Source organism: Stenotrophomonas nematodicola (genome assembly GCF_009467805.1).
Lineage (GTDB): Bacteria > Pseudomonadota > Gammaproteobacteria > Xanthomonadales > Xanthomonadaceae > Stenotrophomonas > Stenotrophomonas nematodicola.
The window spans coordinates 95,812-110,125 of sequence record NZ_WIAY01000003.1; the positions used below are offsets into that span (position 1 = coordinate 95,812).

The following is a 14,314-nucleotide window of genomic DNA, read 5'->3' on the forward strand; positions in this document are numbered from 1 at the left end:
CCTCCGGCGCTGCTTTCGCCTACCCGGTGTTCTGCACGCCCTGCGACACGCCGTTGACGCACGCCACCAATGCGCGCAGCACGTCGTCATCGTCACCGCCGCTGTCACGCCAGCGCCGCAGCAGGTCCACCTGCAGCACACTGATGGGATCAACGTAGGGGTTGCGCAGGCGGATCGACAGCGCCAGGCGCTGGTCGTGCTGCAGCAGTTCGTCCTGCCCGGTCAGCGCCAGGATCAGCGACCCGGTCAGCGCCAGCTCGCGCTGGATCTGCGGGAAGAACACCCCGTGCAGCGGGCCGGACAACCGCGAGAACTGCTCGGCGATGGTGATGTCGCCCTTGGACAGCACCATCGCGATGTCGTCCAGGAAGGTACTGAAGAACGGCCAGTCACGCGCCATCTCCTGCAGCGCGGCCTCGTGCCCGGCATCGATCGCCGCCTGCAGGCCACTGCCCACGCCATACCACCCCGGAATCACCGCCCGCGCCTGGCTCCAGGCGAAGACCCACGGAATCGCACGCAGGTTGGACAGCGCCGCGTCCTCGCCCAGCCGCCGCGACGGGCGCGAGCCCAGCGTCATCCGTTCGATCACATCGATCGGCGTGGCCTGGCGGAAGTACTGCATGAAATTCTTCTGGCCAACGAAGGCGCGGTAGGCCTCGGCACTCCTGGCCGCCACCAGGTCCATCACCGGCCGCCACTGCGCCTCGCGCGGTTCTGGCGCACGCGGACGCAGGCTGGACCGCAGCACCGCCCCGGTGGACTGCTCCAGCGAACGCAGCGCCAGCGCGCGGATGCCGTACTTGCGATGGATCACTTCGCCCTGCTCGGTCACGCGCAGGCGGCCGTCGATGCTGCCGCGCGGCGAGGCGTCCACCGCGTGGGTGGTCTTGCCGCCGCCGCGGCTGATCGACCCGCCGCGACCGTGGAAGAAGGTCAGCCGGATGCCGCTGTCGGCCGCCACCTCCAGCAGCTCCACCTGCGCACGCTGCAGCCCCCAGCGCGAGGCGGCGATGCCGCCGTCCTTGCCGCTGTCGGAGTAGCCCAGCATCACCATCTGCACATCGCCGCGGGCGGTCAGGTGCGCGCGGTACACCGGGTCGGCCAGCAGGTCCCGCAGGGTATCGGTGCCGCGCTTGAGATCATCGACCGTTTCAAACAACGGCGCGATGTCGAGCGGTACCGCCCCGGCGTCATCCACCAGACCGCCGCGCCGCGCCAGCGCCAGTACCGCCAACACATCGCTGCGGTCGTGCGCCATCGAGATGATGTAGCTGCCCAGCGCATCGGTACCGTGCCGATGGCGTGCGTCGGCCAACGCGGCGAACACCGCGTCCAGGCGTGCGCCGCCGTCGTCGGTACTGGCCGGCAGCGCCTGCTCACCGCTGGCGAACGGTGCCAGCCGCGCCGCACGGGCTACCGCGTCGGCGGCGTCCCAGGCCTCCTGCCCATCCAGCACGCTGGCCAGCGCGCGGCCATGCACGCTCGATTCCTGGCGCACATCCAGCCGCGCCAGATGGAAGCCGAAGGTGCGCACGCGCCACAGCAGGCGGCGCACCGCGAAGCCGCCGGCATGGTCGCCCTTGTTCGCGTGCAGGCTGTCCAGGATCAGCGTGAGGTCGTCTTCCAGCGCCTGCGGTGAGGCATACGCACCTGTGGCGTCATCGAGGGTGGCCTGCACGCGGGCGCGCATGCGGTCATTGAGCAGGCGATAGGGCATGTCGGCATGACGCGGACGCGAGGTGACCTGCGGCAGCAGTTCCCGGTAGTGCGCCACCCGTGCCTGCAGCGCATCGCTGACCGCCACCCGTTCGGTGGACTGGCTGAGCAGGCTGGCCAACTGCAGCAGGTCTTTCTGATAGCGCCCCAGCACCGCCTGGCGCTGCGCATCGAGCGTGGCGCGGATGGTGCCGGCATCCACGTTCGGGTTGCCGTCCATGTCGCCGCCCACCCAGGTGCCGAAACGCAGCAGGCGGGGTAGCGGCAGGTCCTCGCCGTAGGTATCGAGCAACGCCTGCTGCAGCGATTCGTACAGCACCGGGATGACCCGGTACAGCACCTGCACCAGATAGAACCCGACATGCTCGCGCTCGTCCTCCACGGTCGGGCGTACCGGCGAGGAATCGGTGGTCTGCCACGAGGCGGTCAGCGCCATGCGGAAGCGTGCGGCATCGGCGGCGGCTTCGCCCGGCGTGCGTTGGCCATCCAGGTTGTCGACCAGGCTGGCGACCATCAGCTGCTCTTTTTCCAGCAGCGCGCGGCGAACCGCTTCGGTGGGATGCGCGGTGAACACCGGCTCGATGTCGATGCGTGGCAGCCACTGCGCCAGTTCGGCCAGGGTCACGCCCTGCGCCTTGAGTTTCTGCAGCGCGTCCTGCAGGCCATCCGGCTGCGGGGCGGCGGTGCCGGCGCGCTGGTAATCGCGACGGCGGCGGATGCGGTGCACGCGCTCGGCGATGTTGACCACCTGGAAGTAGGTGCTGAACGCCCGGACCATCGCTTCGGCGCGCTCTGGCGGCAGGCCGGTCAGTGCATCGTTGAGGTCGGACAGGGGGGCGTCGCTCTCGCGCCGGGCGATGGCGCGCGTGCGCACCTGTTCCACGTCCTCGTAGAACTGCGTGGAGACCTGCTCGGCGAGCAGGTCGCCGACCAGTGCGCCAAGCCGGCGTACGTCATCGCGCAGGGGAATATCGGGAGTGGCAAATACGATGCTGCTGCGGTACTCGTTCATCTGCGACGCACTGGCCTCGGGAACGGAATCCGATCCAGCCTACCGCAGAACAATGGTTTCATCTGGTAGTGCCGGCCAGCGGCCGGCACCTCCCGTGATCCTGTGTTTCATTCACCGGCCGGTACGTTGCCCTCGGGCTCCATACCGGCCGGCGGCCGTTGCCCGTGGCGTCAGCGCTTCTTCTTGATCGGCTTGCCCGGCCCGATGGTCTTTTCCAGCCAACGCTCGCTCTCGGCCAGCATGGTCATGATCGATTCGCGCGCGCGGTAGGCGTGCGATTCGTTCGGCAGCATCACCAGCCGTGCGTCGCCGCCCAGGCCCTTCACTGCGGCGAACATGCGCTCGCTCTGGATCGGGAACGTGCCGGAGTTGTTGTCGTCCACGCCGTGGATGAAGAGGATCGGGTCCTTGATCCTGTCGGCGTAGTTGAACGGCGACATCTTCTGGTAGACGTCCTGCGCCTGCCAGTAGTTGCGCTCCTCGGCCTGGAAACCGAACGGGGTCAGCGTGCGGTTGTAGGCGCCACTGCGGGCGATGCCGGCCTTGAACAGGCGCGTGTGCGCGAGCAGGTTGGCGGTCATGAACGCGCCGTAGGAATGGCCGCCGATGGCGATGTGATCGCGATCGGTCACGCCACGGCGCACCACTTCATCCACCGCTGCTTCGGCGTTGGCGATCAGCTGCGGCAGGTAGGTGTCGTTGGGTTCCTTGTCACCTTCGCCGATGATCGGCATCGACGGGCTGACCAGCACCGCATAGCCCTTGGCCAGGAACGCCTGCGGGCCCCAGTAGCTGATCGCGTTGAAGCGATACGGCGAATCGGTGACCTGGCTGGCAGCCGCGGCGGTTTTGAACTCGCCCGGGTAGGCCCACATCAGCAAGGGCAGCGGGCCGTCCTTCTTCGCGTTGTAGCCCGGCGGCAGCATCAGCGTCGCGGTAAGGTCCACGCCATCGTTGCGCTTGTAGCGGATCTGCTCCTTGCTCACCCCACGCAGCTGCGGCAGCGGGTGCTGGAAGCGGGTCAACGCGCGCGGCGCGGCGCTGGCATCGGACAGCGACTGCACGTAGAAGTTGGACGGCTCGTCAGGCGATTCGCGGGTCAGCAGCAGCGAGGTGCCTTCCTGGTCGAGCAGCGCCTGCGGCAACGCATAGGACGGCGCCTGCGAGTGGAACAGACGGGTGGTCTGCCGGCTCTCCAGGTCCAGACGATCAACGAACGGACGGTCGCCTTCCGGCGATGCGCCCTGCCCCATCAGGAAGATGCTGCGGCCATCGGCACTGACCTGCAGGCGCGCGCGCCCGTTGACGTCGCGCACCATCGCCGGGCGACCCGGGTCGTTGTAGCGGTCCTGCGAAGACCGGGCCGACAGCAGTTCCGGCGCCTTGTCCGGCTGGTCCGGCGCGATCCGCCACTGCTTCACCTCGCGGCTCTTCCACCACGATTCATTGAGCAGCGCCAGATCACCACGGCCCCACTGGATGCCGGCATAGCGGCTGCCCAGCTGCGCCACGGTGACCGGCGGCCTGTCGAACGGCGCGGCCTGCATCAGCACCGCGTCGCGCACCTTGGCCTCGCGAGCCGGATCGCCGCCGTCCTGGGCCTCGGCCCAGACCAGGGTGGCCGGTGCGTCGGCGCGCCAGCTGATGCTGCGCACACCGGTCGGCACGGCGTCGTTGCCGGTCGGCAGGCCTTCCACCAGCGGCAGGGTGCTGACGGTGTGCTGCAGCGAGCCGTCCTGCGCGGACAGCACTTCGATGCGGCGGGCGAAATCGTCGGCCGGCACCAGATAGGAGTACGGGCGCAGCACGCGCTCGGCGAGCAGGTGACGCCCATCCGGCGACACGCTCACATCCAGGTACACCCCGGCGGTGGACAGCGGTGCGGCCTCGCCGTTGAGGGCCACGCGTGCCGGCTGCGCGCTGGCGTAGTAATCGAACAGGCGCGCATCGGCCTCGTTCTTCAGCAGGTCCTGGTAGGTACGGATCGAGCGCACGCCCGCATCCGCATCGGTCTGCTGGATCGCCGGGCCGGTCGGGATGCCGCCGGCGGCCGGTGCGGGGCCCTGGCCCTTGAGCTGCTGCATCACCAGCAGGCCGCGGCTGTCGGGCAGCCAGCTGTAACCATCGCCCATCACCGTGTTGAGATCGGCAAGCAGGCGTCGCGCCGACCCGGCCGCGACATCCACGATCCACAGTTCATTGGCACCGGTGGGGGCGTGCACCTGGTTGAACGCCAGGTACTTCTGGTCCGGCGACCACGCCAGCGTGGCGATCGACAACGGCTGCGGCAGGCCGCTGATCTGGCGCTCCCTGCCATCGGCCACGTTCAGCAGCCACAGCTTGTCGCCGAAGCTGAAGCGGCTGGACGAATGCGTGGCCGGGTTGATGCGCAGGCCGGCCAGCTTCAGTTCGGGCTGGGCGACAACGCTGATCGAGGGCAGCGGCGGGGTCTGCAGCATGGCCGCGATGTCGCGGCGCGGCGACAGGCTCAGGGTCGGCGCACGCGGTGCGTCCACCACGGCCTGCAGGGCGGCCGACGGCAGCTCGTAGCCCTGCTCGCCCTTGGCGGCCGCCACCTGCTGGGTGTGGGTCTGGGCAGCGGGCGCGGCCAGACCCAACGGGGCCACCGCAAGCAGTGCCATGCCCACGATCAGGCTGCCCCAGCGCGCGCGGCGCTGGCGATCATTGCGTGTCATCTTCGATCCCTATGTTGGTGCAAACCTTGGACCTTAACAGCCGCGCGCCGATCGCCCCCCTGCCGATGGTTGGGGGCCGGGACCGATTCATGCCGACCGCCCCTGCCGCGATATAATGGGCGACCCTCCACCGAGGGGCGCTGCGACCGTTCCGGACCCTGTCCGGCCGGCCAGGCTCGGTGGCCAGGATTGGTTCCAACGGCGCCCGGCGAATGCGAGTCCCCTCGGACCCGCAACTACCGGAGCTTACGAATGAACGCTGTTGCCAAGACCTTCTCGACCGAAGGCGACTACAAGGTCGCCGATATCTCGCTGGCCGATTGGGGCCGCAAGGAACTGGATATCGCCGAGCACGAAATGCCGGGCCTGATGTCGATCCGCCGCAAGCACGCCGCCACCCTGCCGCTGAAGGGCGTGCGCGTGACCGGCTCGCTGCACATGACCATCCAGACCGCCGTGCTGATCGAAACGCTGAAGGACATCGGCGCCGACGTGCGCTGGGCCTCGTGCAACATCTTCTCCACCCAGGACCATGCCGCCGCGGCGATCGCCAAGTCCGGCACGCCGGTGTTCGCCTGGAAGGGCGAGTCGCTGGAAGAGTACTGGGACTGCACCCTGGACGCGCTGACCTTCACCCTGCCCGACGGCACCCTGACCGGCCCGGAGCTGGTGGTGGACGACGGCGGCGACGTCACCCTGCTGATCCACAAGGGGTATGAACTCGAGAACGGCAGCACCTGGGTCGACGAGAAGGCCGCCTCGCACGAAGAACAGGTCATCAAGAACCTGCTCAAGCGCGTGGCCAAGGAGCGCCCGGGTTACTGGGGCCGTGTGGTCAAGGACTGGAAGGGCGTCTCCGAAGAGACCACCACCGGCGTGCACCGCCTGTACCAGCTGGCCCAGGCCGGCACCCTGCTGATCCCGGCGATCAACGTCAACGACTCGGTCACCAAGAGCAAGTTCGACAATCTGTACGGCTGCCGCGAGTCGCTGGCCGACGGGCTCAAGCGCGCGATGGACGTCATGCTGGCCGGCAAGGTCGCCGTGGTGTGCGGCTACGGCGACGTGGGCAAGGGCTGTGCCGCCTCGCTGCGCGCCTACGGCGCCCGCGTGGTGGTCACCGAGATCGATCCGATCTGCGCCCTGCAGGCCGCGATGGAAGGCTTCGAGGTCAACACCATCGAATCCACCCTGGGCCGTGCCGATCTGTACGTCACCACGACCGGCAACAAGGACATCATCCGCATCGAGCACCTGAGCGCGATGAAGGACCAGGCCATCGTCTGCAACATCGGCCACTTCGACAACGAGATCCAGGTCGACGCGCTGGTCAGCTACCCGGGCGTGCAGCAGATCAACATCAAGCCGCAGGTGGACAAGTACGTGTTCCCCAACGGCAACGCGATCTTCCTGCTGGCTGAGGGCCGCCTGGTGAACCTGGGCTGCGCCACCGGCCACCCGAGCTTTGTGATGTCCAACTCGTTCGCCAACCAGACCCTCGCCCAGATCGACCTGTGGGCGAACAAGGACCGCTACGAGAAGAAGGTGTACCTGCTGCCCAAGCACCTGGACGAAGAAGTGGCCCGCCTGCACCTGGAGAAGATCGGCGTGAAGCTGACCACCCTCACCCAGGAACAGGCCGACTACATCGGCGTGCCGGTGGAAGGTCCGTTCAAGCCGGATCATTACCGCTACTGATCGGCCTGCCGGTCCAGTTGCATTGAAACGAAACGGGCGCCGCAAGGTGCCCGTTTTTTTTGTCTCGCCTTCCCCGATAGCCTCGGTCAAGCCAACACCCCCGCAGCACCGCTACGATGCACGGGCACCCGGCTCCAAGGAACTGCCATGACCCCGGCCATCAACCTGCTCAAGAAGCTTGGCATCGCCCACCGCGTGCTGTCCTACACGCATGACCCCACGGCCGACTCCTACGGTGGCGAAGCGGTACAGCAGCTCGGGCTGGACCCCGCCCAGGTGTTCAAGACCCTGCTCGCCAGTACCGACACACACGAACTGCTGGTGGCGATCGTGCCTGTCAGCGGCACGCTCGATCTGAAGGCGCTGGCCGAGGCAGCCGGTTGCCGCAAGTGCGGGATGGCCAAGGTCGACGAGGCGCAGCGCGCCACTGGCTATCTGGTGGGCGGGATCAGCCCGCTGGGGCAGAAGAAGCGGCTGCGCAGCTTCGTGGACGCCAGCGCGGCGGCGCTGCCCACCGTGCACGTCAGCGCCGGACGCCGTGGTCTGGAAGTGGCCCTGGCCCCGGCCGACCTGCTGCAGCTCACCCACGGCGCGTATGCACCGATCGGCAGATCGGCATGATCGGACGCCTGTTCGAGCGCCTGATGGGGGCGTCCCTGCCGACGCTGCAGGAAGGTCGCCCAGGCACTGCCCTGCTGCAGGCGCTGGGCAGTGGCGATTACGGCCGGTTGCGCACGGCGGCCGCCACCGTCGCCCTCACCCGCGATGCGGGCGTGCTGGACGACCTCGTTGCACAGTTGCCCTACGTGGAGGCCGCCCGGGCGCGCTACACCACAGACCCCAGGTGGATCCGCGAACACTACGAACTGGACTTCGTGCTGCGCAAGCTGCGCCACTGGCGTGACGGCAGTGGCTGCCTGTGCCAGCTGTATCCGCACTGGATGCATTATCAGCCCGGCCGCGAAGTCGCCAGCGGCCACGTGCTGCCCCTCGCCACCGGCGTGGCCGACGGCGGCTGGGGCGATACGCTGGACGCCACCTGCACTGTATGCGGGCGGGGATGGCGCTGCACCGACCGCGAGTACCACGCGCCGTGGTGGGAATGGACCCCACGTCCACCTGCGTAGGCGGGCGCTACTCCAGGTTGTAGGTCACGGTACCGGGCATCACGCTCATGCCCGGCGCCGCGAGACCGGGCCGGGTCGGTTCGAACCGCCAGGGCGCCGTCTGCGCCACCGCCGCCTCATCGAGAACCTCATGGCCGCTGGACGTCGCCAGCACGGCCGCCCTCACCCGTCCGGTGCCATCGACAAGTGTTCTGAGCACGGTCCGGCCCTGCAGTCCATCGCGCTGCGCCTGCGCCGGATAGCGGAAGGACATGTTGTGCAGCCGGCCCCAGAACCGCTCTCCCGTCGGCAACAGCGGCTTGCCGGCAGGCAGTGCGCAGCGCGCCGGCAGCGTCGCCTCTGCTGCCAGCCCGACCTGCGGGTCCGGCTTCAGCGTCACTGCGCCCTTGCAGGCGATCTGTGCGATCGCCTCGAGCATGCGTTGCTGGCGTTCCAGGGCGGATGCCGTGTCCGCCTCGATGCGGATGACACACTGCCCGGCCTGCGGCTGCGCGACCAGGCGGTTCACCTGGGCGTCCTGGATGGGCGCCAGGTCCGTCAATCCGCCGCACGGGCCACTGCGGTTGACGCCGGCTGCCTGCACCGGCACGCACATCGCCACGGCCATTGCTCCCAGCGCGATCGCGCCCGTCATCCGTGCCTGCATTGTCTGCGCTCCCTGTCTGTGCCTGTCGCCATGATAGCCAGCCTGGCGACAGGCACTGCTTCGCACCCGGCAGCTCATGGACGCCAGTTGGCATTGCAGTCCCAGAATGCCACCGCGCGTGCATAGGCCTCCCGGTCCAGCGGCACGCCCGAGCCGCCCTCTTCCACCCCCAGCGCATTGCGCATCATGGTGATCGGCGCCATCGGCACCTCCTCCGGCTCGGCGGTGTAGATGCAACCGACGATGCCCCAGTCCGCGTCGATGGGCGACCCTTCCCTGGCCAGTTGCGCGGCGCTGTACAGGATCACCACCAGGTAGTTGGCGCGGGGCGATTCCACGCCCTCGAACCAGCGCACCAGCACCGGCAGTTCGTCGCGGTTGCGTGCCTCGTAGGCGCTGTGCAGCTGGTGGCGGTTGGCGTCGGTGATCGGCACCGTGAGACAGCGCGTACTGGTCCAGTTCTCGTACACATGCAGCTTGCAGAACGGCGCATAGCCGTCCAGCACCTTCAGTGGCGCATGCGCGTTGAGGTGCGCCTGGAACTGCTCGGCGCTGCAGTCCTGGATGGTGTTGGCCCGCGGCACGCGCGGGAACAGGCGGGGTCGGGCGAATTCGGTAAGGACGATGGACATGATGTGTTCGGCGGAGAAACTGCGCTTAGGTTAGCGCGACGCCCTCCCCTACAGTGCCATCCGCTCACGCAGTTCGCGCGCCTGCCGGCGCGATACCTCGACCTGGCTGCCGTCGTCGAGCACCAGATCGTAGCCATCGCCGATGCTGGGCTCCACCGCGCGGATGCGCCTCAGGTTGACCAGCGTAGTGCGATTGGCGCGGAAGAACAGCGCCGGGTCCATGCGTGCTTCCAGCGTGGTGAGGCTGCGCGCCAGCACGGCGTTCTGGTCGCGGAACCAGAGGCGCGCGTAGTTGCCGTCCACCACGATCCGGCGGATCTCGCCCAGGGCCACGAACCAGCAGCGCTCGCCGTCGCGCAGGAAGACCTGGTCGTCCACACCCAGCCGATCGCGGGGTGCGGCGGCCGCTGCATCGACACGCGCCAGCCGTGCCTGCGCCCGCGCCACGGCGGACTGCAGCCGCGTCGCGTCGACCGGTTTGACCAGGTAGTCCAGCGCATCACGCTCGAACGCCCGCACCGCGTAGTGGTCGTACGCGGTGACGAACACCACCAGAGGAAGGGCCTCGATGCCCTCCAGGACATCGAACCCGCTGCCGGTCGGCATCTGCACGTCCAGCAGCACCAGGTCCGGATGCAGCCGGGCGATCGCCTCGCGCGCGGCGGGTACGTCGTCCGCGTCGCCCACCCACTGCACGCCCTCGATCCCGGCCAGCAGCGTGCGCAGTTCCAGCCGCGCCAGCCGCGCATCGTCCACCACCAGCACCCGCAACGGCGCGGTCACTGCCGTACCTCCAGCTGCGCCAGCATGGCATCGCCCTCGCGCAGCAGCTGCAACCGCCCCTGTGCCGATGTTGCCTGGCCATCGCCAATGCCCAGCTGCGCACGCAGGTAGGCCAGGCCAACACCATGTCCTTCACCGGGCGGAGCGGTACCCACCGGGTTGCGTACCTGCAGGTGCAGCTGTCCAGCGACCAGGCGCGCGGCAATCTGCAGATCTCCACCGCCACAGGTCACCGCGATGCCGTGCTTGATCGCGTTTTCCACCAGCAGCTGCAGCGCCATCGGCGGCAGGCGCGCGGCCAGCGCCGCGGTCTCGATATCGACCCGCACGCGCAGACGCGCTTCGTAATGGATTGCCTCCACCGCCAGATAGTCCTGGACCACCCGCCATTCCTCCGCCAACGCGACCCACCCAGCGTCGGTGTGGGTCAGTGCGTGGCGCAAGGTGCCCGACAGGTGGGTCACCATGTCGCGCGCGCGCACCGGATCTTCATGGATCAATGCACGCAGGTTGTTGAGTGCATTGAAGACGAAATGGGGATTGAGCCGGGCGCGCAGTGCCTGGTGCTCCAGCGTGACCCGCTGGGCCTCTGCCCGCAGCTGCGCCATTTCGCTGTCGCGGGCGCGCAGCAGGGCACGACGACCGGCCCACAGCGCGCACCACGCCGCAAGCATCACCGCGCTGTTGAGCCAGTAGCCGAACAGCGCGAACGGCCGGTAATCGGCCCGCTGACCGGGCAGGCGTACCCAGTCCAGCTGCAGTGCAGGCAACAGCAGCAGGGCAGTGCCCACCTGGACCAGCGTGCTGCCGATCACCACTGCCAGCAGCAGGCGCCAGCCCAAGGCCAGCGCGTCGTGCTGCAGCCAGCCGGCGCGCAGCGCATGGAACCGGATCGCCGCGCTGGCGAGGAACAGCCCCACGCCCACACTGGCCGAGATCAGCAGCATGCCCGACCACTGGCCGACATAGCCGATGCCGAGCATCGTGCTGACGGCCAGATAGGTCAGCCATACCGCCGCATTGCGCCACCAGAACGCGTTGTCGCCTGTTGCCTGCATGCCGGTCGAGCTCTCCGCGTGGGCGATCAGTGGCGTGCAGGCAGGTCGAGGAAGCGACGCACCTGTGCCTGCAGCCAGCGCGGATCATCCCACATCAGGAAGTGGTAGCCGTCGGCGCTCATCTCGATGCGCGCCGACGGCAGACGTGCGTACTGCCCGGCGAAGGTTGCACGGGTGGACGCGAGCGTGGCGCCGTACGGCTGGTAGGCCGCCCACGCACCGAGCACCAGCACCGGCGCGGTGATCGCGGCGATCGGCTCGCGCAGGTCGGTCATGCTCATTGAGTACATCGCATTGGCGGTGGTGGCCCGGTCGCTGTCGCGCCCCCACTGCTGCAGCGTGGCCAGGTGCTCGGGTGAGCGGGTCATGCTGGCCAGGAAGCGGTCGGTGCTGGCGCGGTACGCGGCGTCCTCGACCGCCATCAGGGTGCTGCGTTCCTGGGCGGCGGCGGCTCTGCGCAGCGCCGGGGTCGCGGCCGGATCGCGGACGGCGTCAAGATAGGGCAAGGCATCGACGATCACCAATGGCCCGACCCGGTCCGGCGCCTCGATCGCCATCTGCAGGGCCACCACACCGCCCAGGCTGTGGCCGATCACCGCCGGATGCTCCAGCCGCTGTGCGGCGGCATAAGCCAGCAGCCGGTCGCGCATCGCCACGAGAAAGTCATCGCTGGCCACCGGCGGCGCTCCGGCAAAACCGGGCAGCTGCACCAGATGGCACTGCACCTGCGGCTGCAGTGCGGCGCAGGTATCGCGCCACACCTCTGCCCCACTGTTGAGGCCGGGGATCATCAGCACCGGGCGGCCGCTGCCGATCACCTCGACCTGCAGATCCTGGAAGCGCGCGGGCGCTGCGTGGACCGGGGGGGCCAGGACGGCCCACGCCGTCAGCGCGAGCGCGATCCACGGAGCGAGGGAGCGGAGGGGGCGGTGGCGTTCGGTCGACATGGCAGGCTCCTGCTGGGTGAGTACACAGCGTGGCGCGGGTCGACGCGGGCGGGGGCGGTGAGATGAGCAGCGGCCGCAGACGGCGGGTGAGCGGTCGCGGGGGACCGATGACGCGGCACGGCTCAATCGTCCGGCGCACCCAGGATTGCCTGCAGTGCGCCTGCGAGCGACGGATGCTGGAAGGTGAAGCCCTCGGCCAGCGCATGCGCGGGCTGTACGTTCTGGCCGGTCAGCAGCAGGCCGGCCCGTTCGCCGAAGGCCAGCCGCAGCGCGAACGCCGGGGTGGTCAGCCGCGCGGGACGCTGCAGGACCTCGCCCAGCGTGGTGGCGAAGGTGCGGTTGGTGACCGTGCCCGGCGCGGTGCCGTTGTAGGCCCCCCGTGCCCGCCCGTTGGCGAGCAGCCACAGGATCATGCCGACCAGGTCCTCACGATGGATCCAGCTCATCCACTGCCGGCCATCGCCCATCGGGCCACCGAGCCCCATCCGGAACGGCGGCAGCATTTTCTCCAGCGCCCCGCCCTCGCGTTCGAGCACGATGCCGGTCCGCAGCACGCAGGTGCGCACTCCCAAGGCCTCGGCTTTCAACGCTTCGGCTTCCCACTGGCGACACAGCATCGCCGCGAAGTCGTGGCCCGGCGACGCGGTTTCGTCCAGCGGCGTACTGTCGCGCGGGCCGTACCAGCCGATCGCCGACCCCGACACCAGTACCTGCGGCCGCTCCGGCAGCGCCGCCATCCAGGCCAGCAATGCCTGTGTTGTGCCGATCCGGGAGTCATGCAGCGCCTGCTTGCGCGCCTCGCTCCAGCGTTCGTCCATCAGCGGCTCACCGGCAAGGTTGACCACCGCCTGGACCGGGCCGACCTCGGCCAGCGTGCCGACGCTGTGGATGCCCGGCTGCGGGGTGCGGCCGGGCCGGCGGGTCAGCACGATGGGCGTGTGACCGTCGGCCAGCAGCCGCGCGCACAGGCGGCGGCCGATGAAGCCGGTGCCACCGGTAATGAGAATCTGCATGGCGGGTACTCCTGGACAGTGCCGCCACTGTAAGCCGGACCCTGTGCAAGGCGCATGGCGTTCACTTCACTTTCATCGCGATGAAGAGATATGATTGCATCACCCCCGTCGCCGCGCCCGCCCATGACTGCCATCAGCTTCGAGTTCTACCCGCCCAAGACCGACGAGCAGCGCGCCCAGCTCGACCGTACCGCGAGCAGGCTGAAGGCATTCGCGCCCGAGTACGTCTCGTGTACGTTCGGCGCCGGCGGCTCGACCCTCAGCTATACCTCCGAGACGGTGCGCCACCTCAACCAGCACCACGGCTTCGAGGCGGCCCCGCACCTGTCCTGCGTCGGCGGCAGCCGCGAGGAGATCCGCGAACTGCTCAAGCTGTACCGTGCCATCGGCTGCCGCCGCATCGTCGCACTGCGCGGTGATCTGCCGTCGGGCATGGGCCACCCCGGTGACCTGCGCTATGCCGCCGAGCTGATCAGCTTCATCCGCGCCGAGCATGGCGACGCGTTCCGCATCGAGGTCGGCGCCTACCCCGAAACGCACCCGCAGGCCAACGACGCGCTGCTGGACCTGAAGCACTTCAAGGCCAAGATCGATGCCGGCGCCGATGCGGCGATCACCCAGTACTTCTTCAATGCCGATGCCTACTTCCACTTCGTGGACGCGGTACGCAGGCTGGGGGTGAGCGTGCCGATCGTGCCGGGCATCATGCCGATCTCCAATTTCAGCCAGCTGCGCCGGTTCTCCGAACAGTGCGGCGCGGAAATCCCACGCTGGATCGGCAAGCGCATGCAGGCTTACGGCGATGACGCCGAGTCGGTGCGCGCCTTCGGTGCCGAGGTGGTCGCCAGCCTGTGCGAGCGGCTGGTGGCCGGCGGCGCGCCGGGCCTGCACTTCTACACCCTCAATCTGGCCAAACCCACCACCCAGGTGCTGAAACTGCTGCGCGGCTGAGCGACGGCGCTCAATCGCTTGCAGATAACGGC

Annotated in this window: 12 protein-coding genes and 1 riboswitch; of the genes, 4 read left to right on the top strand and 8 right to left on the bottom strand. The window is 68.8% G+C overall.

Annotated features, from left to right (window positions below; all coding sequences use genetic code 11):
- Positions 1-19 precede the first annotated feature (19 nt).
- Together ppc and GDJ08_RS11345 are read right to left on the bottom strand one after the other, a co-directional pair.
- A complete protein-coding gene (gene ppc / locus GDJ08_RS11340; protein ID WP_153164895.1) occupies positions 20-2,731 on the bottom strand; it encodes a phosphoenolpyruvate carboxylase in 2,712 nt (903 codons plus the stop codon).
- A 170-nt stretch (positions 2,732-2,901) separates the two neighbouring features.
- Positions 2,902-5,427 (bottom strand): S9 family peptidase, encoded by a 2,526-nt coding sequence (locus tag GDJ08_RS11345; protein WP_153164896.1) that lies wholly within the window; start codon positions 5,425-5,427, stop codon positions 2,902-2,904.
- Between the two features lie 126 nt (positions 5,428-5,553).
- Positions 5,554-5,641: riboswitch (S-adenosyl-L-homocysteine riboswitch) on the top strand.
- Positions 5,642-5,679: 38 nt separating this feature from the next.
- Here GDJ08_RS11345 and ahcY point away from each other — a divergent pair.
- The 3 genes from ahcY (at position 5,680) to GDJ08_RS11360 (ending at position 8,252) form a co-directional block, all read left to right on the top strand.
- Positions 5,680-7,125 (top strand): adenosylhomocysteinase, encoded by a 1,446-nt coding sequence (gene ahcY, locus GDJ08_RS11350; RefSeq protein ID WP_017355275.1) that lies wholly within the window; start codon positions 5,680-5,682, stop codon positions 7,123-7,125.
- A gap of 147 nt (positions 7,126-7,272) precedes the next feature.
- Complete coding sequence (gene ybaK / locus GDJ08_RS11355) at positions 7,273-7,746, top strand: Cys-tRNA(Pro) deacylase (RefSeq protein WP_017355276.1); 474 nt, start codon at positions 7,273-7,275, stop codon at positions 7,744-7,746.
- Complete coding sequence (locus GDJ08_RS11360) at positions 7,743-8,252, top strand: hypothetical protein (RefSeq protein ID WP_017355277.1); 510 nt, start codon at positions 7,743-7,745, stop codon at positions 8,250-8,252. The genes ybaK and GDJ08_RS11360 overlap by 4 nt, the downstream gene beginning before the upstream one ends.
- A gap of 7 nt (positions 8,253-8,259) precedes the next feature.
- Here the strand turns inward: GDJ08_RS11360 and GDJ08_RS11365 are convergent, their stop codons facing one another.
- The 6 genes from GDJ08_RS11365 to GDJ08_RS11390 all read right to left on the bottom strand — a co-directional run bounded on the left by GDJ08_RS11365 (position 8,260) and on the right by GDJ08_RS11390 (position 13,331).
- Entirely contained in the window at positions 8,260-8,886 is a 627-nt protein-coding gene (locus GDJ08_RS11365) for an energy transducer TonB (protein WP_051008577.1), read from the bottom strand.
- A gap of 86 nt (positions 8,887-8,972) precedes the next feature.
- Positions 8,973-9,530, bottom strand: a complete 558-nt coding sequence (locus GDJ08_RS11370; RefSeq protein ID WP_017355279.1) for a DUF3228 family protein — start codon at positions 9,528-9,530, stop codon at positions 8,973-8,975.
- Positions 9,531-9,578: 48 nt separating this feature from the next.
- Entirely contained in the window at positions 9,579-10,313 is a 735-nt protein-coding gene (locus tag GDJ08_RS11375; protein ID WP_017355280.1) for a LytR/AlgR family response regulator transcription factor, read from the bottom strand.
- Entirely contained in the window at positions 10,310-11,371 is a 1,062-nt protein-coding gene (locus GDJ08_RS11380; RefSeq protein WP_017355281.1) for a sensor histidine kinase, read from the bottom strand. Before GDJ08_RS11380 ends, GDJ08_RS11375 begins: the two co-directional genes overlap by 4 nt.
- A gap of 26 nt (positions 11,372-11,397) precedes the next feature.
- Positions 11,398-12,318 carry an alpha/beta fold hydrolase gene (locus GDJ08_RS11385; RefSeq protein WP_153164897.1) on the bottom strand — a complete coding sequence of 307 codons (921 nt, stop codon included), beginning with the start codon at positions 12,316-12,318 and terminating at the stop codon, positions 11,398-11,400.
- 122 nt (positions 12,319-12,440) lie between these two features.
- Positions 12,441-13,331, bottom strand: coding sequence for a TIGR01777 family oxidoreductase (locus GDJ08_RS11390; RefSeq protein WP_153164898.1), 891 nt, complete (start codon positions 13,329-13,331; stop codon positions 12,441-12,443).
- 123 nt (positions 13,332-13,454) lie between these two features.
- Here GDJ08_RS11390 and metF point away from each other — a divergent pair, with 123 nt between their 5' ends.
- Positions 13,455-14,282: a methylenetetrahydrofolate reductase [NAD(P)H] gene (metF, locus tag GDJ08_RS11395; protein WP_017355284.1), complete on the top strand. Its 828-nt coding sequence runs from the start codon at positions 13,455-13,457 to the stop codon at positions 14,280-14,282.
- The last annotated feature ends 32 nt before the right edge of the window (positions 14,283-14,314 follow it).